The 25,154-nt window shown below is 37.9% G+C and carries 23 protein-coding genes and 1 pseudogene; 8 read left to right on the top strand and 16 right to left on the bottom strand.

Going from position 1 to position 25,154, the window contains the following annotated elements; translation table 11 throughout:
• Both AC1M9P_RS12670 and pcaD read left to right on the top strand, forming a co-directional pair.
• Nucleotides 1-248: pseudogene (locus AC1M9P_RS12670) on the top strand (acetyl-CoA C-acyltransferase); the annotation flags it as partial.
• A 48-nt stretch (nt 249-296) separates the two neighbouring features.
• Nucleotides 297-1,076 (top strand): 3-oxoadipate enol-lactonase, encoded by a 780-nt coding sequence (gene pcaD / locus AC1M9P_RS12665; protein ID WP_481587821.1) that lies wholly within the window; start codon nt 297-299, stop codon nt 1,074-1,076.
• 423 nt (nt 1,077-1,499) lie between these two features.
• On the opposite strand, the gene AC1M9P_RS12660 is transcribed toward pcaD, so the two are convergent.
• From AC1M9P_RS12660 to AC1M9P_RS12630, 7 genes are all read right to left on the bottom strand, one after another.
• A complete protein-coding gene (locus AC1M9P_RS12660) occupies nt 1,500-1,607 on the bottom strand; it encodes a DUF2474 family protein (RefSeq protein ID WP_155757002.1) in 108 nt (35 codons plus the stop codon).
• A gap of 11 nt (nt 1,608-1,618) precedes the next feature.
• Nucleotides 1,619-2,623, bottom strand: coding sequence for a cytochrome d ubiquinol oxidase subunit II (gene cydB, locus AC1M9P_RS12655; RefSeq protein WP_035269972.1), 1,005 nt, complete (start codon nt 2,621-2,623; stop codon nt 1,619-1,621).
• Complete coding sequence (locus AC1M9P_RS12650; RefSeq protein ID WP_481587820.1) at nt 2,620-4,065, bottom strand: cytochrome ubiquinol oxidase subunit I; 1,446 nt, start codon at nt 4,063-4,065, stop codon at nt 2,620-2,622. The genes cydB and AC1M9P_RS12650 overlap by 4 nt, the downstream gene beginning before the upstream one ends.
• A gap of 236 nt (nt 4,066-4,301) precedes the next feature.
• The gene (locus AC1M9P_RS12645) at nt 4,302-4,718 is read right to left on the bottom strand and encodes a DUF2946 domain-containing protein (protein WP_481587827.1); all 417 of its coding nucleotides are present in this window, start codon (nt 4,716-4,718) and stop codon (nt 4,302-4,304) included.
• Nucleotides 4,719-4,900: 182 nt separating this feature from the next.
• Nucleotides 4,901-5,794 (bottom strand): MBL fold metallo-hydrolase, encoded by an 894-nt coding sequence (locus AC1M9P_RS12640; protein WP_481587826.1) that lies wholly within the window; start codon nt 5,792-5,794, stop codon nt 4,901-4,903.
• Between the two features lie 14 nt (nt 5,795-5,808).
• Entirely contained in the window at nt 5,809-6,225 is a 417-nt protein-coding gene (locus tag AC1M9P_RS12635; RefSeq protein ID WP_481587819.1) for a DUF6691 family protein, read from the bottom strand.
• Nucleotides 6,226-6,642: a YeeE/YedE family protein gene (locus AC1M9P_RS12630; protein WP_481587818.1), complete on the bottom strand. Its 417-nt coding sequence runs from the start codon at nt 6,640-6,642 to the stop codon at nt 6,226-6,228.
• Between the two features lie 102 nt (nt 6,643-6,744).
• Between AC1M9P_RS12630 and AC1M9P_RS12625 the strand changes: the two genes are divergently transcribed.
• Nucleotides 6,745-7,062, top strand: coding sequence for a metalloregulator ArsR/SmtB family transcription factor (locus AC1M9P_RS12625; RefSeq protein WP_481587817.1), 318 nt, complete (start codon nt 6,745-6,747; stop codon nt 7,060-7,062).
• Between the two features lie 117 nt (nt 7,063-7,179).
• Here AC1M9P_RS12625 and dsbG read toward each other — a convergent pair whose 3' ends face one another.
• Genes dsbG through dsbD form a run of 3 tightly spaced genes read right to left on the bottom strand, consistent with a single transcriptional unit; the run spans nt 7,180 to nt 10,738 of the window.
• A complete protein-coding gene (gene dsbG, locus AC1M9P_RS12620; protein ID WP_481587825.1) occupies nt 7,180-7,911 on the bottom strand; it encodes a thiol:disulfide interchange protein DsbG in 732 nt (243 codons plus the stop codon).
• Between the two features lie 20 nt (nt 7,912-7,931).
• The gene (locus AC1M9P_RS12615) at nt 7,932-8,777 is read right to left on the bottom strand and encodes a prolipoprotein diacylglyceryl transferase family protein (RefSeq protein WP_481587816.1); all 846 of its coding nucleotides are present in this window, start codon (nt 8,775-8,777) and stop codon (nt 7,932-7,934) included.
• Complete coding sequence (gene dsbD / locus AC1M9P_RS12610; protein ID WP_481587815.1) at nt 8,777-10,738, bottom strand: protein-disulfide reductase DsbD; 1,962 nt, start codon at nt 10,736-10,738, stop codon at nt 8,777-8,779. The genes AC1M9P_RS12615 and dsbD overlap by 1 nt, the downstream gene beginning before the upstream one ends.
• A gap of 1,113 nt (nt 10,739-11,851) precedes the next feature.
• On the opposite strand from dsbD, the gene AC1M9P_RS12605 reads away from it, so the two are divergent.
• Nucleotides 11,852-12,664: a M48 family metallopeptidase gene (locus AC1M9P_RS12605; RefSeq protein WP_481587814.1), complete on the top strand. Its 813-nt coding sequence runs from the start codon at nt 11,852-11,854 to the stop codon at nt 12,662-12,664.
• 45 nt (nt 12,665-12,709) lie between these two features.
• Here AC1M9P_RS12605 and AC1M9P_RS12600 read toward each other — a convergent pair whose 3' ends face one another.
• The 4 genes from AC1M9P_RS12600 to hrpA form a co-directional block, all read right to left on the bottom strand.
• The gene (locus AC1M9P_RS12600; protein WP_481587813.1) at nt 12,710-13,537 is read right to left on the bottom strand and encodes an SDR family oxidoreductase; all 828 of its coding nucleotides are present in this window, start codon (nt 13,535-13,537) and stop codon (nt 12,710-12,712) included.
• A gap of 469 nt (nt 13,538-14,006) precedes the next feature.
• The gene (locus AC1M9P_RS12595) at nt 14,007-14,777 is read right to left on the bottom strand and encodes a lysophospholipid acyltransferase family protein (RefSeq protein WP_092768833.1); all 771 of its coding nucleotides are present in this window, start codon (nt 14,775-14,777) and stop codon (nt 14,007-14,009) included.
• A 19-nt stretch (nt 14,778-14,796) separates the two neighbouring features.
• Nucleotides 14,797-15,912, bottom strand: a complete 1,116-nt coding sequence (locus AC1M9P_RS12590; RefSeq protein ID WP_481587812.1) for a beta-ketoacyl-ACP synthase III — start codon at nt 15,910-15,912, stop codon at nt 14,797-14,799.
• A 47-nt stretch (nt 15,913-15,959) separates the two neighbouring features.
• Entirely contained in the window at nt 15,960-19,847 is a 3,888-nt protein-coding gene (gene hrpA / locus AC1M9P_RS12585) for an ATP-dependent RNA helicase HrpA (protein WP_481587824.1), read from the bottom strand.
• A gap of 510 nt (nt 19,848-20,357) precedes the next feature.
• Between hrpA and ahpC the strand changes: the two genes are divergently transcribed.
• A complete protein-coding gene (ahpC, locus tag AC1M9P_RS12580) occupies nt 20,358-20,921 on the top strand; it encodes an alkyl hydroperoxide reductase subunit C (protein WP_035270191.1) in 564 nt (187 codons plus the stop codon).
• 75 nt (nt 20,922-20,996) lie between these two features.
• Here ahpC and AC1M9P_RS12575 read toward each other — a convergent pair whose 3' ends face one another.
• Both AC1M9P_RS12575 and AC1M9P_RS12570 read right to left on the bottom strand, forming a co-directional pair.
• Entirely contained in the window at nt 20,997-21,581 is a 585-nt protein-coding gene (locus tag AC1M9P_RS12575) for an O-methyltransferase (protein ID WP_035270194.1), read from the bottom strand.
• Nucleotides 21,582-21,646: 65 nt separating this feature from the next.
• Nucleotides 21,647-21,868, bottom strand: a complete 222-nt coding sequence (locus AC1M9P_RS12570; protein ID WP_035270203.1) for a DUF1653 domain-containing protein — start codon at nt 21,866-21,868, stop codon at nt 21,647-21,649.
• 236 nt (nt 21,869-22,104) lie between these two features.
• Between AC1M9P_RS12570 and ahpF the strand changes: the two genes are divergently transcribed.
• From ahpF to AC1M9P_RS12555, 3 genes are all read left to right on the top strand, one after another.
• Nucleotides 22,105-23,670 (top strand): alkyl hydroperoxide reductase subunit F, encoded by a 1,566-nt coding sequence (gene ahpF, locus AC1M9P_RS12565; RefSeq protein ID WP_481587811.1) that lies wholly within the window; start codon nt 22,105-22,107, stop codon nt 23,668-23,670.
• Between the two features lie 174 nt (nt 23,671-23,844).
• Nucleotides 23,845-24,189 (top strand): hypothetical protein, encoded by a 345-nt coding sequence (locus AC1M9P_RS12560; RefSeq protein ID WP_035265393.1) that lies wholly within the window; start codon nt 23,845-23,847, stop codon nt 24,187-24,189.
• A gap of 149 nt (nt 24,190-24,338) precedes the next feature.
• A complete protein-coding gene (locus AC1M9P_RS12555; RefSeq protein WP_481587810.1) occupies nt 24,339-25,040 on the top strand; it encodes a VIT1/CCC1 transporter family protein in 702 nt (233 codons plus the stop codon).
• Nucleotides 25,041-25,154 lie beyond the last annotated feature (114 nt).

The raw sequence follows: 25,154 nt of genomic DNA, 5'->3' as shown, positions 1-25,154 counted from the left end.
TTGAGCTGAACGAAGCGTTTGCAGCACAAGCATTGGCGTGTACACGTGACCTAGGTTTAGCCGACGATGATGCACGTGTAAACCCAAATGGCGGTGCAATTGCACTGGGTCATCCATTGGGTGCATCAGGTGCGCGTTTGGTGACGACTGCACTGAATCAACTAGAAGCAACTGGTGGCAAATATGCATTGTGCTCTATGTGTATCGGTGTGGGTCAAGGCATCGCTTTAATTATTGAACGTGTTTAACTATTAAAAACCCCCTCCCTTTTATCAAGGGAGGTCGGGAGGGATTCTATGCCTACTTTTTCTTCAAATGATGCGCAAATCAATTATCAAACTTTTGGTGATTCAAGCAAGCCTGCTCTTGTTTTCTCTAACTCTTTAGGGACAAATTTCAGCATGTGGCAATCACAAATTGAGTTTTTTAAAGCTTCTCATTATGTGATTTGTTATGACACGCGTGGTCATGGTGCATCAGACGCGCCTCAAGGTCCATATACCATTGATCAACTTGGTCAAGATGTGGTGAATTTACTCGACCATTTAAATGTTGAAAAAGCTGCATTCTGTGGTATTTCGATGGGTGGTTTGACAGGTCAATGGTTAGCAATCAATCATCCTCAACGCTTTAGTCATGTGATTGTGTGTAATACCGCCGCTAAAATTGGCAATGAAAATGCTTGGAATGATCGTGCCGTATTGGTTCGTGAACAAGGTTTAGCACCGATTGCATCAACGGCTGCAGGTCGTTGGTTTACAGATCCCTTTATCCAAAGCAACCCAGCAGTGATTGAAAAACTTTCAAACGACTTAGGAGCTGGCAGCCCTGAAGGTTATGCAAGCTGCTGTGAAGCTTTGGCTAAGGCGGATGTGCGTGAACAACTCAAACAGATTTCGATTCCTGTATTGATTATTGCAGGTCAGCAAGACCCTGTGACCACTGTGGCAGATGGTCAGTTTATGCAAGCCGCGATTGCGGGTAGTCAACATGTTGAGATTAATGCTTCGCACATTTCGAATGTTGAACAACCACAAGCGTTTAACCAGGCTGTGGCTGAATTTATTCAGGCTTAAGTTCGGAACAACTCAAACCTGAACTCAGGAAACATCACTTGTCACGGGTGACTCATCTTGACGCTTTGCCAGATTGCTCCACCAGTCTGGCTTTTTTTTTCACAGTAATTAGACCATGAACAACGACAATTAAATATCAGTCTCGTGATTCCTTAAAACGGCGATAGTTATGTCATAAGTGATTGAAACGATTTCACTCATCATTCTCAAAGATTCAGATGATTCTTCTAATTTTATCTTAAATCAATTGTTTAAGTAAATTTTTGAAGCGTTATTTTAGAAGCTAAAATCCGCTTAATTATGCCTATATCTTAGTTTATATTACTCAATTATGATCAACATCGATTAGTCGTGAGTATAGTGTTTAAATTAAAAACCCATCACCTAGATGATGGGTTAATTGTTGATGTCTAAAGATTTAGATTAATACGCCCACTGGATGAGCAATCGAAATAGACCAGCAATCAATAATAGACTTAAAAAACCACCGAGCCATAAAACAATAAACCACCCTGCTTGATTCAGTTTCATTATCATTCTCCTCAGTGATAACCTTCGTCACCAACACGGACCTTGTCTCTAAATACCCAATAAGATAAAGCGGTATAAAACAATATAATTGGGATTAGAATGAGTGCACCAATGAGAGCAAATAATTGACTACTTTGAGGTGCAGCAGCTTGCCAAATCGTTACACTTGGCGGAATGATATTCGGCCATAAACTAATTAAGAAGCCCGTATACGCAAGAAATACCAAAGCCAATGTATAGATGAAAGGTGCAAATTCCTGACGACGTTTACAAGCTCTGAGCGCAAGGAAAGTAAAAATCAATACCAGTATTGGTACGGGGCTGAAATACCACATTTGTGGTTGGCTAAACCAGCGCTGTGCAATATCGTCATGTACAAGGGGGGTATAAATACTGACAGCGCCAAATATTAGAAATAACGCGATCATAAGCTTAGGCATCAGACGGTACATATGATCTTGGACACGCTCATCCGTTTTAAAGATTAACCATCCGCAACCGAGTGTCGCGTATAAAGCAACAACGCCTAAACCTGTAAAGAGTGAAAATGGAGTGAGCCAATCCAGACCACCACCCGTGAACACACCATTAGTGGTCTGAATTCCTTGAATATAAGCGCCTAAAATCACACCTTGTAAAAATGAAGCTAAAATTGAACCCCAAATAAATGCTTGGTCCCAAAGTGCTTTAGTCCGATTAGCCTTAAAACGAAACTCAAAAGCGACTCCACGAAATATAAGCGCGATCACCATTAAGGTGATGGGCATATATAATGCGGACAATACAGTCGAATAGACCAGTGGAAAAGCGGCAAATAAACCAGCTCCACCAAGTACCATCCAAGTCTCATTGCCATCCCATACGGGTGCTACAGTATTCATCATGACATCACGCTCTTGGCGATCTTTCACAAATGGAAATAAAATACCAATTCCCAAATCAAAACCATCAAGAACGACATAAATCAACACACCTAGTGCGATGATCACAATCCAAATCAATGATAAATCAATCATTTCAAATTCTCCTGATCATTCACCTTGTTTGATGCTTCAAGTTGTTGTTCATTATCAATGGTACTCATCGGGCGTTTAGACGCTCGGATCACTTCGCCATCTGAATGTGGTGTTGAATAAATAAATTCTGGTCCTTTCACCATCATTTTCAACATATAAAAGATACCGATACCAAATACGATGCAGTACACCACAACAAAAATAATCAGCGTCAGCCCAACCTGTTCAGCAGAGACAGGAGATAACGCATCTTTCGTACGCATTACGCCATAGATAATCCAAGGTTGACGTCCCACCTCTGTAGTAAACCAGCCTGCCAATAATGCAATAAAACCTGAAGGCCCCATCCACAAAGCAAACTTGTGCAACCATTTAGAATCATAGAAGTTGCCTGTCTTACGTAGCCATAGACCAAATACAGCCAGTAAGATCATGAGCATGCCCATACCCACCATGATTCGGAAACTCCAAAAAACGATGGTTGAATTAGGTCGATCCTCAGGTGCGAATTCTTTTAAGCCTTTAACCTCACCATCAAGGGTATGTGTCATGATCAGGCTACCCAGATTTGGAATACCAATCGCATATTTAGTTTCTTCAGCTTCCATATCTGGAATACCAAATAGATACAACGGCATACCATGATCTTTATTGGTTTCCCAATGACCTTCGATTGCAGCTAATTTAGCAGGCTGATGTTCTAAGGTATTCAATCCATGTAAATCACCCACGAACATCTGTAGTGGAGCTAAAGCAAGGATCATCCACATTGCCATCGAGAATGACTTTTTAACTAACGCATCACGACGTCCTTTGAGTAGATGCCATGCAGCAGTAGCTGCAACCAATAAGCCTGAAACCAAGAAAGCGGCCAGTGCCATATGCGCTAATCGATAAGGAAAGGATGGGTTAAAGACAATCGCGAACCAATCTTGAGGAACGATTATTCCATTTTCAAATGCAAAGCCTTGAGGTGATTGCATCCAGCTATTAGATGACAGAATCCAAAACATGGATATACATGTTCCAATTGCCACCATTAAGGTTGCAAAAAAATGCGTCTTTGGTCCAACTCGCCCCCAGCCAAACAACATGATACCGAGGAAACCAGCTTCTAAGAAAAATGCACTGAGCACTTCATATGTCAGCAATGGTCCAGTGACACTACCAGCTATACGTGAAAATTCACTCCAGTTGGTTCCAAACTGATAGCTCATCACTACGCCTGAAACGACACCCATACCAAATGATAGTGCAAATATTTTGATCCAAAATTTAAACAGATCTCGATAAACAGGATCATTCGTTTTAAGCCAACGCCATTCGAGCACAGCCAAAAAACTTGCCAATCCAATCGAAATTGCTGGAAAGATAATGTGAAATGAAACAGTGAATGCAAATTGTATACGCGCCAATTCGAGCGCTGTTAGTCCTAGATCCATGACGTCACCTTATCGTTGAATTTTGTGGTGAATGTTGTTCTTCACTGAGTTTAAAACTACAGTCACAATTACATTGTAGATGTCATGTATCACTCCGATAACACGCGATTTTAAATTCACTTTTTTGAGGATGAGTGAATACCGTCTGTTGGCTACAGACTGTTTAAAGATTTTTTTCATAATATTGAACTCTACATAAATTGATTAAGATCAAAATGATCCAAGGTTTAAATCAATTAGAGTCCAAAAGGTGGCGCTCGGCCTTGAGGCAGAAGATAGAGCTTCTGTAGAGAAAAATAGACGTGCCAAAAAGAATTGCGGTAGAAACTCAGCTTAACTTGTAAGCGATCAAAAATTTCTTTTACACCAAAATCAAATGGTAAGACGAGGTCACCATACACAGTGCAATATTGGCATTGGTGAGTAATTTGATTATGGTCGTGATGATGTTCGTGTTCACTCAAATGGTGGACGAGATCGTGATAAGTCTCATGAACATGCTGATGGCGTTCTGGAGAAAGTAAATTATGCATAATAGACATACATACCGGAGCGATATGAAATTTCTCCGGTAAGATCGGTTGTAAATAAACCGCTAGTTGTAATAACACCGTTGCAAATGCAATGATGAGTCCACTAGATCTAAACAAAATTTCCTCTCAACTCTTTTCGATAAAGAGTGTTTAGAAACATAGAAAAAATCAAGTTAATAACCGACTAGGCTGATCAACTTTCATACTTAACTATACGCCTATTGAACTTGTTTTTAAAGCCTTTTTCAATTTTATACATAACATGTATTTATAATATTTATAAAAATTAAAGTAGCTAAATTTTATGATTTGAAAAAATTTAAAGGAATTTTCAAATAAGATACTCCATTGTGTTCAGTGGACGGAAATTTGCCACCGTTTATATTAATTTGAATGGCTGGTAAAATGAGCTTTGGCATCCCCAATGTCGCGTCACGGCTATTGCGCATTTCCACAAAATCAATCTTTTTTGAATCAATTCGAATGTGTATATTCGATTCTTTTTGCGTTCTTATATCCGTTTGACACATATATTGATGTCGATTTTCTGGTAAATAATCGTGACATAGATATACACGCATATGATCAGGCAGTTGATAAAGCTTCTGAACTGAATCAAATAATTCTGCTGCACTGCCCCGTGGAAAATCACATCGTGCTGTACCATAGTCTGGCATAAATATAGTATCACCCACGAAAACTGCATCACCTATCACATAACTAAGACAAGCAGGTGTATGACCAGGCGTTGGAATGTTGTAGGCTTCAATTTCTCCAATTCTGAAACACTCATGATCTTTAAATAAATAATCGAATGGTTGCTGTGCGTTTATTGCTTTAATATCCAATTGATAAATTGAGCCAAATGTTTCTTGTACAATTCCAATATGATGACTCATGGCAATTTTGCCACCCAGCTTTGATTTTAAATATTGCGCAGCGGTCAAATGATCAGCATGCACATGTGTTTCTAAAATCCACTCAACCTTGTAATGCTGTTCATGTATGTATTGAATAATCTGGTCAGCATGTTCCGTCGTTGTTGTCGCAGAAGCAGCATCAAAATCTAAAACACTATCGATAATGGCACAACTTAATGTCACAGGATCAGCCACGACATAACTAAATGTATTGGTATTTTGATCAAAAAAATCTTTAATTAGCGGCTTGATGTGATCTTGAGTGGCGTCTTTCATCACTAGTTTCATAATTATGCGCCCATCCATTTACGGTGAATCAAAACTCCTATCAACATCGCAATCACAAAATAGAGTGATTGATAATGCCCTAAACCAATCAATGTTAATCCTGGTGCTGGACAGATGCCTGCGATGCCCCATCCTATACCAAACAAGCTAGCACCTATGATGAGCTTGTTATCAAGCTGATTGTTCTTTGGTAAATCAATCGTCTCATTGAATAGAGTTAAAGGTCTTTCACTTCTGGTTACGATCTGAAAGGGTATGAATGCCACGACAATGGCACCCATCATGACAAATGCCAAACTTGCATCCCACTCCCCAAATAAATCAAGAAAATTAAGAACTTTTTCAGGGTTCGACATTCCAGATAACATGAGCCCCACGGAAAAAAGTGAGCCAAACAAAAAAGCAAAAAGGTTTTTCATTTAGAATGCTCCTGTGACATGCCGAATTAAATAAACCGTTATAAAGCCTGTCACCATAAAGCTCAGTGTTGCCACAATAGATCTTTTGGACAATCTACTTAAACCACAAATGCCATGCCCACTTGTACAGCCAGAACCTAAACGTGTTCCAAATCCAACTAAAATACCTGCCACGATCATCATGAATGGACTTGCTTCGAGTTCAATTTCAGGCTGAACCCAAATACCATAGATAAAGGGTGTGATGATGAGACCCAGTAAAAACCACAATGCTGGTGTTTTGAAAACTGTATGCGGATTTAGTACTTGACCGATTAAACCACTAATCCCTGCTATTAGACCATTCACATATAAGTATCCAACCACAGATAAACCGAGTAGTGCTCCACCTAAAAAAGCAATCACAAAATCATGCATAACAATTTACTTATTTACAATATATTTTTTTATATTATATAATTTTGAAAAATAATCAAGATGCTTTAACATACGCATCCTTCTGTTTCAAAGGAACATCCAATGCCGTCTGATGTTGAATTCAATCAAATGGATTTTTCACAAGTTGATCAAGTCAGCGATCGACTTAAAGTCCTGTCGAATCCTGATCGCTTAAAGATACTTTGTATTTTAGCAGATGGTGAATTGAACGTTCAGGAAATTGAGAATCGAACTCAAATTTTTCAACCCACGCTTTCACAACAGTTAACCGTATTACGTAAAGCTGAAATGGTGGTGACTCGTCGTGAAGGTAAACAAATTTTTTATCAAGTGAGTGATCCTAAAGTCCTCACCATTATGCAAACGCTTTATAGCTTATATTGCGATCCTACTTCATAATCTTGCAATTCTTTCAGTTGTGGATATGAGACTCAAATACGATCATATTCTCCATACAAATGACCATGTATTAAATTTTAAAGTTTTGTATTCAAGAGTACTAAAGACCAAAAAATTCTATTTTTCAAAAACTTCTTGCAAGTCTTTTGCCATTCCTTGCATAGACTTGAACTCTCCTTGTTGATTTTTCCATACCATAGCGGGCGTGGAAAAAAATCCATATTTATCCATGAGTGACTCGTTATAGTCGATTTTTTCATGTAAAGATTTTGATATATTTTGCGTAACAACTAATCGCTCTTTACCTTTCTTTTTATTGTAGTCATTAAATACTTTAGCAGGATCACTTGAGTTAAGTATGGTGGCAATTTGCCCTCGACTTTCTTCTCGAATCACACCAACTTGTATATGTCGAAGTTGAACTTTTCCCGAGTTTACCCATGGTCGTGCAGCTTCCCAAAATTGATGGCAATATGGGCAGTTAGGATCTGAAAATACATAAACAACGCGTGCTGCTGTATTTTCACCATCTTGAATCCAAGTCGACTTTTCAATGCTCTTCCATACATCATCTAATACGGCGTCTTTGACATGTGTATTTAATGCTTCAATAGAAATATTTTCACCTTGAGCATTATATAAATCACCCATAATGTAATATTTCTGATCATTAGAAATAAAAACCGTGCCTGGATGTTGGTTCATATGCCCTACCCATCCTCTCATACCTGCTGGTGCTGGAATTTCTTTTACAAACTCAAAGCCCTCTGCTGAAATCTGCTTTTTTAAATCCGCATAACTAACGCTACTTATTAAAAATACGCTAGACAACAATATTAATTTATTTATATCTTTCATAACCTTTAGCTCTACTCAGCTGTCATTTTAATTAAATATTCTTGCAATTTTGCAGCGCTTAACTCACCCATATGTCTATCCACCAATTTACCTTTTTCATCGTAAAACAATGTAGTTGGCAAGCCAAAACTATTGATCTGCTTGGGCATTTCACCATTTACATCAAGTCTGACATTTTTAAAGTTGAAGCTGTGTTTTTGTAAATAGTTTTGAACCGTTGTGATATCTTCACCTTGATTGAGCATCACAAAATGAATATTGGGATGAGCCTTTTGTGCTTGAAAAAGTATTGGCATCTCTCTATGACATGGCGGGCACCAACTCGCCCACAAATTAACGACTGTAGGCTGTCCCAAAAAATCTGTGAAATACCCTTCATTCTTATTTTCACTATGATCAGTTGGGAGTATCTGAAAACTTAGATCAGGATAAAAACTTTCAACCTTGTATTGAGTTTTTATCATTACGCCAATCGCTACCCATAATAAAAACACCCCAACTAAAATGATTTTCATTTTTGTTCGTAAGCTTCGATTGAGAATGATATAGCTTAGCCCACCGAAGAATAATCCACTCCATAAGTTAAATCCTTTATCTTGGATTTTGAGTATATCTAAAGGATTTTCAATATAAATCTCCCAATAGAACATAACAAAGATGACTCTAGCGGCAACTGCTCCAATAATGATGCTTGTCCACACTGAATCTTTACTGATTTTGACTTGGGTATCTGTCCATTTATAGTGATAACCTAAAACATTGATCAGGATACTGATGAACAGTATCCCACTGAATAGAATCAATAAAACCCATGGAAACATGAGTGATCCAAGTTGAATCCCATCAAATGAAATCATTACTGAACCATCCCGACAGATTGTTCCAGCAATCGATTTAATAACTGTGTTGCAGTAAAAGTGCCAGTCAAACGCAGATCACGTATTTCATCATGTTGCGTATTTAAAAAAATAAATGTTGGCGGACCTAAAATTTGCCATTTTTTTAACAGTTCATCTTGGCTTGGTTCAAAATGAGTGAGATCTAATTTAATTAAAACCAACTCATTGAGTTTGGCTTGAACATCTTCACGCGGAAGTACCTCTTTTTCTATCGGTTGACATGCAACACACCAATCTGCGTAAACATCAATTACTACGGCTTTACCTTGATTTGCTTCCAAAACATTTGAAAGCTGCGCGGCAGAGTTGACTTTATGCCATGTATGTAATGTTTCGGCCTTCGTTACAAGCGAGTGCGTATACCCTTGCTGCACATAATTCACTCCTAAAAACATCATGCCAAGACTGAGTAATATGATGATGCTTTTAACCACTATTTTTTCGACATAAGGTCGCATTTTCCAGAGTAAATATACAGCGAATCTAAGAAGTAAAAGACCCATCAGAATTTGATAAATACTGGTTGGAATAAGTGGCCGTACAAAATAAATGGCCACAAGCAACATCACGAAACCAAAACAGACCTTGAGTCGATCCATCCATACCCCAGGTTTAGGTAAAAAATGCGTCCCGAAAACTGCCGCAATAAAAAGCGGCAAACCAATCCCAATGCCCAAAACAAAAAGATAAGTGGCCCCTAATAAAGGTTGGTTCAACTGTGAGACAAATATCAATGCTCCAGCCAACGGAGCACTCATGCAGGGTCCAACTATCAGTGCAGAAATCATCCCCATGAGTCCTGCACCGATCAATGTTCCACCTTTTTGTTTTTGTTGCCAAAGATCTAAGCGTTGTAACATTCCTTGAGGTAAAGAGATTTGAAATACACCAAAAAGATTAAGGGCAAAAATAATAAACAGGAGACTAAAAATACTAATGAAGATCGGACTTTGAAACCAACGCTGAAAACTATAGCCCAGTTGAGAAACAACGAATCCCATTAACGCATAAACGATAGCCATCCCTGTGACAAAAATAAAAGCTATTACCGCGGCACGATAACCTCTGTGATTTTGCACAAGAATGCCTGATAAAATCGGAATTAAGGGCAATGAACAAGGCAAGAATGCCAACAATATTCCAAGTCCTAAAAACACCAATAAATTAAGCCATACACTTTGTTGAGAGAGCAAATTTAAAAAAAATTGATCGTTGTTCCATACACTCGAAAAGTTCGCTGGCCTATTCTGATTTTCTTTAGATAAATTTGCATCTAGCGTGGATTGATCCTCACTGATTAAATTATTTTCCCGAAATTCGGTTTTATCTAGCTCAAGCGCAGTAGCGTTAAAATTTTTACGATCTGCGACTGTATTATTATCCTTTGAAATGAGTTGTGTTTCTGTTTTTGGTGAAGCATTTTCTTGTGCATCTCGAGTATTTACAACTCCATTAGATGCCGCTGAAATTTCTTTGAGATTTAAAACTTTCTTAGCTTGTGTAGTTTGCTGCGCTGGGAATAAACCTGTGCTGTCAGTTGTTATCGTTGTTCTTTGAATCGGATAACATAAACCACTTTCAGCACATCCTTGCCATTGAATCTTTAATTCTTGATTTGGTTTGACTGGAATATTGCTGATTACATCCTGATAATGCACTTGGGTCATACCAAAGTTTGGATCATCTTTCTCTTTTGGGCGTGGTAGAGATAACTTTACAGGACCTTGAATGTCTGAAACTTTGATTTGATCATGATAGAGATAGTAACCATCTGCGATCTTCCATTTTAGTTCAGCTTGATGATGACTGACTGATACTGCCTCAAATTGAAATGCTTGATCTGGTGGTAGAAAATCTGCAAATGCAAAACTACTCACCAAAGAACCAAGCAATAAACTACCCTTAAACCACTTATTCATATTGACTGTATCAGTTCCTGTCTAGTCATTCAAAGTTCAAAGAATGAATTAAGAAAGCGTGATAAAGCAAATGCCGCTTCAACGCCAATCGTCACTCGAGATCGCTCATACATTTGTACTCGCCCTAACATGAACTTTATATCGCAAAAAATCTCATTATTCCGTTGGAATTCTTTAAATATTTCTGTTGATCACCTTGGCACAGCGTTTGTGATTGAGACTTGACTCGAACCACCAAAGAAACCCTCATTTGATTCACCGAGTACTCAACATCAAGATTAATCATTCTTTCAAAATACGATGCGATTGAATGACGAGTACTGAAAACTCAAGTTCAGGTTAAACACCCTTAAAGTTGAGCAAATTAATACACTCATATTGACTGAATACAAAATAAGTTTAGATGAATTTATTTTAAAGTGTTCTGTTGTATCGATTGGCTAGGATAAGCAGCATGCGCATATTAATGATGCTCAGACCTTATCAAAAATCAAACAGGCCTTATAACACTGTGATCAAAAAAATTCGTGGTTAAAGAAATCATATAATTAGCCCCCCAAATTTAATTAAAATACCCAACGATAATATGTGTGAATTAAATCACACAATACACCAAATCAACATGTAAGAAAAACTTCACAATATAAGAATTAATTTTTAATAACCTTGAATGAAATTCCAAAATATTTCGTTATGAGTTATTTATCAATATTCAACTAAAATAGTGAGAATTTATTCTCATATTAAATTAAATTCAAAAACAAAATCACACTTAAATATTTAAAAAAACAATAATAAAAAATAAATTACTGATTTATATATACTATTAATTTTAATAAATATTAATCTAATCACAAATAATATAATAAAAATATAATAAAATACAAAATACATATAAATAAAATAATTTATCTAAATAATAAAATAACAAATAAAAAAATATTATTGTGACTCAAATCTCATTATAACCACCATGATATTAATTCGTTCAAATTAATAATTAAAATAATGTTTGTTTAATTAATCTAAATATTGAACAATAATTAAACACGAAATCTAGCTATTAAAAATCAAGCTAGATCTCAAATAATATCCCATCATTAAGGTGTAATTATGAAATCCTTCGCGTTTGGTATTATAAGTTCAATTGCATTAATCTCGACTGGCTGTGTTTCAACCACATCATTAGGCACTGTAGCTTCCGAACGCAAACAACTCATGATTATTCCGGAATCAGCTTGGAATAAAATTGCAAACCGTAGCTATAATAAATTTGAAAAGAAAGCGAAAACTAAGTCTTTATATCTTGAAGATCCACGCTTAAATCAAATTTTGGCACGTTTAATCCCACATGCTAATCAATATTTACGTGAAGGTCGTCAACCAATTCAATGGCGAATTAACGGTGTGCTCAGCAGCAAACCGAATGCCCAATCCTTTCAAAGTGGGCAAATTGTAGTTAATTCGGCTGTATATATGTTTGAAAACTTATCAGATGACGAGTTAGCCACCATAATTGCGCATGAAATGGCACATATTATCCGTAATCATAGTCGTGAAAAGGCTTCTCGTTTCGCAGCAATGAATTTAGGTCTAATGGGTGCAACCATGGGAACTGGGGCTGCCATCGGGCTTGCAAGTGGTTTATCAGGCAATCAAACCAATATGTCTCATCACCGTCATCTAGAAGAAGAAGCTGATTTGATTGGTTTAGATTTGATGGTGAGAGCGGGCTACAATCACAATGCAGCACTGTCATTTTGGGATAAATTCGAAGCTAATCTCAACAAACGTAAAATGAATAAAGATCAATCAACCTTATTCGCAAGTCATCCGAGCAATGACCAACGCAAAGCATTCTTAACCGAACAAGTCATGCAGATCGAAATGTATCGAAAGGATGTCAACCTCACTGCATTACGATAATCTAGTATAAATAATAAAGCCCAACACAATGTTGGGCTTTTTCATTTATGGATCAACAAATAGATCAACCATCAATTCTTCATCTGATGGTTCCACTCGATATTTTTCGAAATCAGTTTCACCTTTCTCTCTTAATATCTCTTCATCGATCATCATACGACCCGTGAGCGAACGTTTCTCACTCGTCAAGATTGCATACGCTGCATCAGCCATGATTGCCGGTGTCCGAGCCTTGCTAAATAACTCACGTCCACCGAGAGAAAACTCAATCGCTGCAGTTGCAATAATGGTTCTAGGCCACAAGGCATTAACACTTATTCCATAACGTTCGAATTCTTGATTCATTCCCATGGTCAACATACTCATGCCGTATTTACTGATGGTGTAAGGAGAATGAACCGCAAACCACGTTTCTTTTAAATTTAAAGGTGGAGAGAGACTAAGAATGTGTGGATTTTGACTTTGTTTTAAATAAGGCAAGGCAGCTTGACTACAGACCATAACGGCGCGAGTATTAACTTGATACATAAGATCAAAACGATTTGGATCAAGCGTTTCAACCCCACTCAAATTAATTGCACCAGCATTATTAATGAGGACATCTATCCCACCAAAATGTTCAGCAGCCTGTTTCATTGCGGCTGCGACAGCATCTTGATCTCGTACATCAAGTTGGATCGCTAATGCTCTCCCACCAGCTGCTTCTATTTCTTTTGCAACAGAATGAATCGTACCACTGAGTTTCGAATGTTCAGTGCTCGTTTTTGCAGCAACCACAATATTTGCACCATCTTTTGCAGCTTTAAGTGCAATCTCACGACCGATACCTCTGCTTGCACCTGTAATGAACAGTGTTTTTCCTTGTAGTGACATAATCCCTCTGTGTTATTTTGTTTTTGAGTTTTCAATGTACAAAAAAAAAGCACTTATGCAAAATTTCTTTATGAACCTCTAAGTCGTAGAAGCATACATTTTGCAATTACAAAATTAGAATTATTTTGATAGCATGCTAAAAAACATAAATAACATTCTGTTTTTATTAATTTTTCAAAAACCAACTATAGTTGCATTTTGTGCCAAAAAATCAACTTTGATTTTCAATCTTATTTTGTGTGAATTTAAAAAAGTGAAAATCGCGCTCATACGACTATTATTATTCTGAGATAAAAAAAAGCCCAAGGAGGAGTACAATCTTTGGGCTTAGTAAACTGAATATTTACATTAAAATAATATACCTAATTGATATAAAATAGAAAGTACTAATTTATTTTTTTTATATTATTTTAAAAATATTTTTATAATCAACAATATAATTAGATTAACAAGTATAATTTTCTACGATTTAATCTTGTCTATCTCGTATCAACTGCGTTGATGCAATATTTTCGTAAATCGTTTGCTGCAATTGATCTCTGAATTCAATCAAATCCTGTTCTGTTTTGATATTTGAGATTGATTGTCGTGGTAAAAATTTGAAATAGAATGGGACTCTTTTAGGAATAATATTTTTGGGTATTGAAGGCAAGACATCACCTTGACGGAGTAATTTTCCAATTTTAGGAACAGCTAAAAGCTTTTTAAACCACTTTTTTTCAAGCAAATAATTGGCATCAAGTGCCAAATCGAATACTTCATCACCACCTACAGCTACAAAAGGTGCAATGTCGTAGTCAAATTCTTGAGCTAACTTTAAGAATCCGTAGCGCTCTTTCCATATGAGTTGATATTCTTCCCCTTTGCGCTTTACTACCTCACGCCCACCACCTGGAAACACTAGGATAGAGTATCCTTGTTGCATTGCATCTCTGGCGTATTCTCTTAGACCCTCAATTGCACCCATTTTATGAACCATATCTTTCCAATACGGTATTTTGAAATGAATGTGATCACCTAAACTCACAATTTTAATTTTGTGCTCTGTATATAGATAATCAATCAATATTGGCGTATCAAATACGCCATAAATTGTATGATTACCCACATACATGGCAGGTCGATCAGCATTGAGATGTTCAACACCAAGAAAGGTCGGTTTAAAATAAAAACGTTGCAACAAACTACCATATCGGATCATTTTAGAATGGTGTTGGATTTGCAATGCTTTATTTTCCATTGAACATCTCTTTATCTAATTAAGCTACTCGCTTCTGAACCAGTATCGAACCAACAGAATAACCCGCACCAAATGAACATAATACACCGTATTCACCATCATTCACTTGATCTGCAGTTCGGTGTAACGCAATGATGACCCCAGCTGAAGAAGTGTTTGCAAACTCGTCTAAAATGATTGGAACTAAGTCTGGATCTGCTTCAGCAACAGCTTTACCCACCACTAGCTTTAAGATTAACTCGTTCATGCTGGCATTGGCTTGATGTAACCAGAAACGTTTAACATTCGTCGGTTCGATTTGGTTTTTCTGAAGTTGCTTTGTAATCATTTTCGCAACCAATGGGCATACTTCTTTAAACACTTTACGACCATCTTGACGGAAGCGTTTATCATCCGCGTTAGTTGTTTCACTTGGATTCAAGAAGCCAAAATTATTACGAATGTTATTAGAGAATTGCGTAAACAATTGCGTATCTAAAATTTCGAATCCAGTTTTAGAATCTGTATCTTCGATAATTGAAGCTGTCGCCACATCACCAAAAATGAAATGACAATCACGTGAACGATAATCTGTATGACCTGATGTGATCTCCACATTGACCAAGAGCACACGACGAGCACCAGACTTAATCGCATCATAAGCTTGTTTTAAGCCAAATGTTGCAGCAGAACAAGCAACATTCATGTCATAAGCATAACCTTGAATGCCTAATGCAGTTTGAATTTCAATAGCAACCGCAGGATATGCACGTTGCATATTTGAACAAGCCAATATTACAACATCAATGTCTTCAGCAGTTACACCGGCATTTTCCATTGCTTGTTTTGAAGCGATCACACCCCACTCAGCTTGAAGTGAAATTTCATCATCTGATCGTTCTGCTAAGTTTGGACGTAAACGATTAGGATCTAATACGCCTTCCTTCTCTACAACATAGCGTGCTTTAACACCTGAAGCCTTCTCAATAAATTCTGCACTTGAACCACGGCGTGCTTCGATTTCACCCGCAGCAATTTTTTCAGCATTCTCTTGATTAAACTTTTCTACATAAGCATTTAAACTTTCAACCAATTCTTCATTGGTGATGACATGTTCAGGATGGAATAAGCCAGTGCCTGTAATACGAATGCCCATGCAAAACTCCTTTTTTGAGTAACTCAATATTTCAAATTAAAGCTATATTAACTGATTCCGAGACGTTCCCATACTTTTTGAATACGGTTTGGCGAAATTGGCATCTTGGTTTTCATCGGTTGAGAGAATAATGAGATTCTCAGTTCTTCAACCATAAAATATAACTCTTTCAATTTCTTATCATTTTTATATTTAAATAATTTATCCATCCAAGGATCGACTTGAGCAATCGCATCATCATCTCGTTTTAGATTATGAGGCAAACGATCAATCCTGATCAATAAAGCTTTAAGATAGCGTGGAAATTCAATCCACACATCTACAGATTTACTATAAGCAAAATCCGCTAAACTCATTAGATCAAGTTGATCTTCAATATCATCGATATTTTTACCAAATACATTGGCATCAATCATCATCAACTCGCGTCGAATTTGTTGCCATTGTACATAAATGTCATTAAAGGCAGCCAAGACCTTTTGACCATGCGTTAGGAAAGACTGCTTGACAGCCTGCAGAATTATTTGGAAATCTTGCGCATCTACAGGCTCTTTCTCTAAAGCCATTTGCAATGTTGCGTAAACTAACATTTGTTCTAACTGAGCTTTATCACCCAAAGGGGAATAGGCTAATGCGAGTGGTTTAGAAATTTGTTTTTTAAGCTGTCGAATCAAATCACCTAGCTGCATATGAATCAGGCGAATAATACCAGCACGATGATGGCGTATTGCTTCGTGCTGATCGTTAAACGTTTGAATGACAACACCTGACTCATCCTTTTGCTCAAGCTTAGAAAATTCCTTGCATGGTACAAGTGCTTGATATTGTTTGACGACGACACCTGTGACTTTTTGCGATGCTTCAAACACAAAATGCTCAGGGAAAGTTTGATACTCACCTTTTAACTGCTTGACTGGACTATGCGTTTCAGTACGACAGCGTGCTTTTAATTCTGATAAATCGCGACCTTGCTCAATCACTCGTCCTTTTTCATCGATGACTTTAATGAGCGGTAAAAGATATTGTTCAATTCGATCTACATTAAAATCTTTTTCAGTTATCTGTTCGCCTCTCAACTGAAAAGCTAAAAAACTAAAAATGTGCTTTTGTAAATCTTGCGCATCTATTTTGGACATCAGTTTGCGCGCTGTATCTGGTATAGGTACCAAGCCACGACGCTTATCTTTTGGAAGAGCTTTTAATAGTGCTTCAATCAAATCAAGACGCCAACCTGGAATGCCCCATGACCATAAGTTTTCATTTACTTGTGGCAGGGCCTGTAGTGGAATCTTGACCGTCGCACCATCTTCATCATGACTTGGGTCAAATCGATAACTTGCCGCTAAACGAAGTTCGCCATTACGTAAGTAATCAGGGAACTGTTGGGTGGTTGGACGATCGTTAAGCCATAAAGCATCGTCATCGATGAACAAATAACGTGGATTTTGAGGCTCAACTGTTGCACGCCAATCTTCAAAACTACGCCGACTCGCAACATCTTCAGGCACTTTTGCAGCATAAAACTGATAAATCGTCTCTTCGTCTACCACCAAATCACGACGTCGCAATTTGTCTTCAACTCGCTCAACCTCTTCTAGTTTAAGTAAGTTATGTTTTAAAAATGGCGGCGTAATCCCCAGATGACCCGTCGTTAACGCATCGCGAAGGAAAATTTCATGCGCCGCAGTTTGATCGACCTTTTCATAATTGATTTGACGCTTAGGCTCAATAATCAAACCAAACAGTGAAATTTGATCATATGCGTTAACCACACCTGCTTTTTTCGACCAATGCGGTTCAAAGTAATGATGTTTGACTAAATCACGTGCGGCTAGCAAAATCCACTCAGGCTCAATTTTTGCCAGTGTTCGTAAATACACCTGAGAGGTTTCTACCATCTCAAATGCCATGACCCATGGTGTATTGGTTTTGTGTAAGGTTGATGCAGGAAATATACGTGCCTTTTGTTGACGCACTGCCATGAATACATTGCGTTCATCTGTTTTATTTGCAATGAATGACAATAGCCCTGTGAGTAAAGCTCTGTGAAGATTTTCGTAACTGGTTTTCTTTTCATTAAAAGAAAGCTTTAAGCCTTGAGCAAGATCAACCAGTTGCTCATGTGTTTTTTTCCATTCTCTCAAGCGTAGCCAACTCAAGAAATGATTACGTGCAAATGTGCGACGCTTATTTTCACTCATATCCCGATTTGCAACCAACGCATCCCATAATTTGAGATAGAACAGAAAGTCAGAGTCGGCTTCACGAAACAAGGCATGCTTCTGATCCGCTTGCATTTGTTTATCAGCAGGACGCTCTCTTGGATCCTGAACAGCTAACGCAGCCACGATAATCAATACTTCATTGAGCGCCCCGAAATGAGCCCCCCCCAAAATCATACGTGCGAGTCTTGGATCAATTGGCATTTTTGCCATTTGTTGACCAATTTTGGTGAGAGAATCGCCTTTGCCTTGAAGTCCACCTTTATCTAAAGATGAGGCTGTTTTAGCCACAAGAGAAGGATTACTCTTTTCCGTCATCGCCCCGAGTTCAATCAGCAGTTTACGACCATCATTGACGAGACGATGATCAGGCGGTTCAATAAAGTCAAAATCTTCGAGTGTTCCAAGACCTAAACTCTGCATCTGCAAAATAACAGATGCCAAATTAGTACGTTTGATTTCAGGTTCAGTAAATTCGGGACGACTTAAAAAGTCTTCTTCTGAATACAATCGAATACACACACCCGGTGCAATACGACCACAACGACCTTTACGCTGATTGGCTGCTGCTTGAGAAATCGCTTCAATCGGTAAACGCTGAACACGTGAACGGTAGTTATAACGAGAGATACGTGCAAAGCCACTATCAATGACATAACGTATGTTTGGAACGGTCAATGCAGTTTCCGCAACGTTGGTGGCAATAATGATACGCCGTCCACCACCTGCAGGATTAAAAATCTTTTGTTGTTCAGATAACGCTAGTCTCGCATACAAAGGTAGAACTTCTGTATGACGAGGTCCATGTTTGATTAAAGTTTCCTGTAGCTCACGAATCTCTTGTTCCGTACTGGCAAAAATCAAAATATCTGCGTGTTCAGGATGACCTTTTTCCTGTGCATCTTTAAAACATTCTTCAACAGCTGATACTACTGCGCGCGGTAGGTTTTCTTCAAAGTCATCAAACTCATCATCATCACTCCCTACAATACTCATTTCAGAGATCGGACGATAACGCACTTCTACAGGAAAACTGCGACCTTCAACCTCAAAGATCGGTGCGTTATTGAAGTAACTTGAAAAACGATTAACGTCTAAAGTTGCAGATGTGATGATGACTTTAAGATCTTTACGACGTGGCAAGAGCTGTTTTAAATAGCCCATGATGAAGTCAATATTGAGCGAGCGCTCATGTGCTTCATCAATAATAATGGTGTCATATTTGGTTAAGAAACGATCATGAGCCAATTCAGCCAGCAAAATACCATCTGTCATTAAACGAACGATAGAGTCCTGTGAACCCTGTTCGTTAAACCTTACTTTAAATGAAATAGACTCACCGAGTTTTTCACCCACCTCTTCTGCAATACGTTGCGATACACTGCGCGCAGCTAATCGTCGTGGCTGGGTATGACCAATTAACCCTGTTAAACCACGCCCCGCAAGCATGGCTATCTGAGGAAGCTGAGTTGTTTTACCTGAACCTGTTTCACCCGCAACGATAATGACCTGATGTTTTTGAATGGCATCAATCAATTTATCTGCATATTGGGTAACAGGTAAATCTTGATTAAGTTTGATATTAGGAATGCGTTGAATACGCTGTTGTACTTTTAAATTTGATTTTTCAAAAAGTTCTTGATATTGCTTTTCATTGGCATCTTTTCCTTTGCGTAGTCGATTTAAACGATGAAGATCTCGTGCCATCACCATTTGTTCTACATTTAACCCTATCGTTGCCAAGTTTTAGCCCTATACCAATTACGAAACGCTTTATTCTACTCATTTTCAAAGATTATCCCAAATCTGAATCGGACTATTTTTTTAGATTAAATGAGAATATAAAGCTTAAAATGATCTTATGTTGAAATAGAAACAAGTCAGCCGCATTATGTGACAATTCATACAATTTTTGAAATTTTCATGTGGCTTTTTATATTTTTGAAAAACTAAATCCAAAATAATGATGGTTTTTTTAATATTTACCCTTGAATTTTCACTTCAGTGTCTTCATGTTGGTAGGCATGTGAAATTTTCTCATCCTGTCACGAATACATCATTTTGATGTGTTACAAGGAAGACAGATGACAAACTTAAATGGCAATCAATTTACATAATTCGGTTTTTCCGATTTTTGTAATGTAAAAATACCATTTCAGCACAGAACGAAAGTTCGATACTCTAATTGAAAATTAAAGACTAACCTCAATCATGGAGACAATGATGAGCTTAATTAATACTGAAGTTAAACCATTCGCAGCTACAGCTTACCACAACGGTCAATTCGTAGACGTGACTGAAGCTGATCTTAAAGGCAAATGGTCTGTAGTATTTTTCTACCCTGCTGACTTCACTTTCGTTTGCCCAACTGAACTTGGTGACCTTGCTGACAACTACGCTGAATTCCAAAAATTAGGCGTGGAAATCTACGGTGTTTCTACTGACACTCACTTCACTCACAAAGCTTGGCACGACACTTCTGACGTAATTGGTAAAATCCAATACCCATTAATCGGCGATCCAACTTGGACTCTTTCTAAAAACTTCGAAGTTCTAATCGAATCTGCTGGTCTTGCTGACCGCGGTACTTTCGTAATCGATCCAGAAGGTAAAATCCAAATCGTTGAAATCAACGCTGGTGGTATCGGTCGTGATGCTCAAGAACTTCTTCGTAAAGTTAAAGCAGCTCAATACGTTCACGCTCACCCAGGCGAAGTTTGCCCTGCTAAATGGAAAGAAGGCGATGCAACTCTTGCTCCTTCAATCGATCTAGTTGGTAAAATCTAATTTATTAGATAGCACTAAAAAAACCACGCTTTGCGTGGTTTTTTTGTGTTCAGTCCATCAAATTCTCAATCACCATCAATTCCGCGTAATCATCAATAATCCACACCCAATATTCAGCGTCATCGTGCAAAAATCTGGATCAGCTTTAACATCCTTTAAAAAACTTTGTATTTCAGCGGCGTGGGAAATCACTTTATCTACAAGTATTACGCCATGTTCAGGATGTAGTACCTTTTTTAAATATTGCCAATAATCAGGATATGCATTTCGATTCGCATCTAAGATAATTAAGTCATACACATCGCCTTCATTAATTAATAAATTAATTGCATCACTGCTGATAAAATCAATAAGGTGATCTAAACTAAATTGTTTGGCGTACTGAGTCGCAAGTGCTATTCTTTTTGAGTTTATATCAACCGTAGTCACTCGACCCTGATGATCCGAAACCGACTCCGCCATCCATAATGTTAAATATCCTGTCGAAGTTCCTATTTCAAGAATTCGTTTAGAGGTCTGGATCTTAATGAGCATCGAAATATAATGGGCAGATTCTGGTTTTATATTTCGATATCTCAGATCGCGATCAGTTTGATATGCATCATGTTGAATTAACTGCTGATATAAACTTTGCATTTGACTTAGAAATTCAGCATTCATGACATATTCTCATTGAATCGATTTCTATAAACTAATCAAAGATAAAGTCTTTACTATGACAATCATCATAATTTTTGAATCAATTTAAAACGTTCAATTTCACGATCATCATCTTCTAGATAAATACTTTCCGTAAACATCGCTAATGGCCTTACCCATATTGAATAATCTCCATAAAGGCATTGATAGACCACAAGCTTTTCTTGAGTTTCACTATGAGTCGCTACATGAAGGACCTGATAAAGTTGTCCTTTATAGTGTTTATAAATGCCTCTCTCTAAGGTCATAATTCGTCCTCGCTCATATCTATTAAAATAATTTTAGTGTAAATGTCTGAATTTAAATTGCTTTTATACTTGAAAATTCAAGTTTTAACTCAATATTTTCATACATCTACACCAATGACTTTGATGAAATTTATTTTTCCGATTGAATTTATAAAAACAAACTGTTTTATCTATTCAATCAATTATCTTAGTATACCTGTATCGAATGAATTATTACTCCTTTGGAGACGTTAGCAATGTTAGATCAAAATACTTCAGCTCAATTAAAAACGCTTTTAGAACGCCTTGAAGGTCCAATCGAATTGGTTGCGACTTTAAATGATTCAGACAAATCTGCAAAAATCAAAGAACTTGTGGAAGAAGTGGCTGCACTTTCTCCATTAGTCACAGCTCGTTTTGATGGTCAAAATAAACGTGCGCCGAGCTTTGGTATTGCTAAAGCGGGTGAAGAACCGCGTGTCTTCTTCGCAGGTTTACCAATGGGTCATGAGTTCACTTCTTTGATTTTGGCATTGCTACAAACTTCTGGTTATGCACCAAAAGTATCTGATGAAGTATTGGCATCCATTAAAGCTTTAGAAATCAAATCTGACTTTGATGTATTCGTATCTTTAAGCTGTCATAACTGCCCAGATGTGGTTCAAGCACTTAACTTGATCGCAATCTACAACCCTGGCACAACAGCAACCATGATTGATGGTGCATTCTTCCAAGACGAAGTTGAAGAACGCAAAATCATGGCTGTACCAATGGTGTTCCAAGACAACGAACATATTGGTCAAGGTCGTATGACATTGGAAGAAATTGTTGCGAAGCTCGATACTAATTCTGCAGCGAAAGATGCTGAAAAGCTGAATGCTAAAGATGCATTTGATGTACTTGTGATTGGTGGTGGCCCTGCAGGTAATACCTCTGCAATCTATGCAGCACGTAAAGGCATCAAAACAGGTATCGTGGCTGAGCGCATGGGTGGTCAGGTCATGGATACCATGGACATTGAAAACTTTACATCAGTGCAAAAGACGCAAGGTCCTAAGTTTGCTGCTGAAATGGAAGCACATGTTCGTGAATACGGTGTCGACATCATGAACTTACAACGTGTGTCTGACATCAAAGGTGCGGATGAAACTGCCAACGGTTTAGTTGAAGTAACTTTAGAGAATGGTGCAAAACTTGAATCGAAAACGGTCATCTTGTCTACAGGTGCTCGTTGGAGAGAAATGAATGTACCCGGTGAGCAAGAATACAAAACCCGTGGTGTTGCGTACTGCCCACACTGTGATGGTCCATTGTTCAAAGGGAAACGTGTGGCTGTGATCGGTGGTGGTAACTCTGGTGTTGAAGCTGCGATTGACCTTGCAGGTATTGTTGAGCATGTCACTTTGGTTGAGTTTGATACCAAACTGCGTGCTGACCAAGTCCTTCAAGATAAATTGAACAGCTTACCTAACACGACTGTCATCAAAAATGCGTTGTCTACAGAAGTCGTTGGTGATGGCAAACAAGTCACTGCACTGAAATACAAAGACCGTGCGACGGATGAAGAACACACTGTCGAATTGGCGGGGATCTTCGTACAAATCGGTTTGTTACCAAACACGGATTTCTTAAAAGAAACCCAAGTTGAATTAACCAACCGTAGTGAGATTGTGATTAACGATCGCAACGAAACCAATGTAAAAGGTGTATTTGCTGCGGGTGACTGTACAACAGTACCTTATAAACAAATCATCATTGCCACTGGTGAAGGCGCGAAAGCATCACTGTCAGCGTTTGATTACATCATTCGTTCTGGACAGTAATTTAAGCCTTAACATACCACATTAAAGTGTAGCCCTGAGAAAACTCTTTCTCGGGGCTTTTTTATAAGCCAATATTATCTTTACAATTTTTGAATAAAACTTTATTTAAAATCTGCTTATATTGTTCTGATCCATGCTACTTGGATACTCATTGAATTAAAAAAGGAAGATAAAATGAATAAGATTCTTGTTGCTTTAGGTCTTGCTGCTACAGTTGCTTTGGTTGGGTGTAATAAGGATAAAGCTCCTGAAACTGGCGCGACAACTGGTGAACATTTAGAAAATGCTGCTGAACAAGCAGGTGCAGATATTCAAAATGCGACTGAAGATGCAGCTCAATCAACTGCAACTGCAGTCGACAATGCTGCTGATGCGACAGCACAAGCTGCAGATAATGCTGCTGCACATGCTGAAAACGCTGCGCACAACGCTTCAGAAGCGGCTAAAGAAGCAACTGCTAATGCTGCGGCAGCTGTAGAAGAAGGTGCAGCGAATGTAAAAGAAAAAGCTCAACAATAATTTGATTTTTACCAATTAAAGCCTCTTTAGAGGCTTTAATTTTTTCTCTAACAGAGCAATTATACAGCCCCAAAATACGAATCAAGCCTATACTGTATGAATAACAACTCATTTTTGAATAACATTTTCAGATAATAAGACAAAATCCTATGAGCTATTCGCACCATACAGAACCACATTATATACATCGCACAGGTTGGTTAAGAGCTGCTGTTCTTGGTGCCAACGACGGTATAATTTCAGTCACTAGTTTAATCATGGGGATGGCAGCAAGTGGCGCGAATCAACATACCCTTTTAATCACTTGTATTGCTGGTTTGATTGCAGGCGCAACGTCCATGGCGGCTGGTGAATATATTTCAGTAAAATCTCAGTCTGATATTGAAGAAGCTGATCTAAAGTTTGAAGCAAGTGAGTTAGCACGCAATCCTCAAATTGAACTGAAAGAATTAACGCATATTTATATACAAAGAGGACTATCACCCGAACTTGCTCATCAAGTTGCTATACAACTGAGCGAGCATGATGCGTTAGCTGCACATGCACGTGATGAAATTGGTATCCATGAAAATACAACAGCTCAACCTTTTCAAGCCGCTTGGTCTTCTGCCACTGCCTTTTCAATAGGTGCAGCTTGCCCTATGATCGCTATACTGATCAGTCCTCCTACATATTTAGAATACAGTGTTGCCTTTTTTTGCATTTTAGCGTTATTTATTCTAGGGGCTTTATCTGGATATTTTGCTGGAACGTCTAAAGTAAAATCTGCATTACGAATTACGCTTTGGGGAATCGCAGCGATGGCATTTTCAAGTTGGATTGGCTCACTGTTTAATGTACATGTCGGCTAACATATAAGAATTACAAATATATAAAATCAATATTACTCAGCAGAATTTAATGCATAAATGCAGTGTAGGACTATCAACCCACAATCAATCAATTAAAATACTGATGTGTTTTAT

The organism is Acinetobacter sp. 25-47-122 (assembly GCF_056779695.1).
Note: the sequence above shows the minus strand (reverse complement) of the source record. Positions and strands in the feature narration are given on the sequence as shown.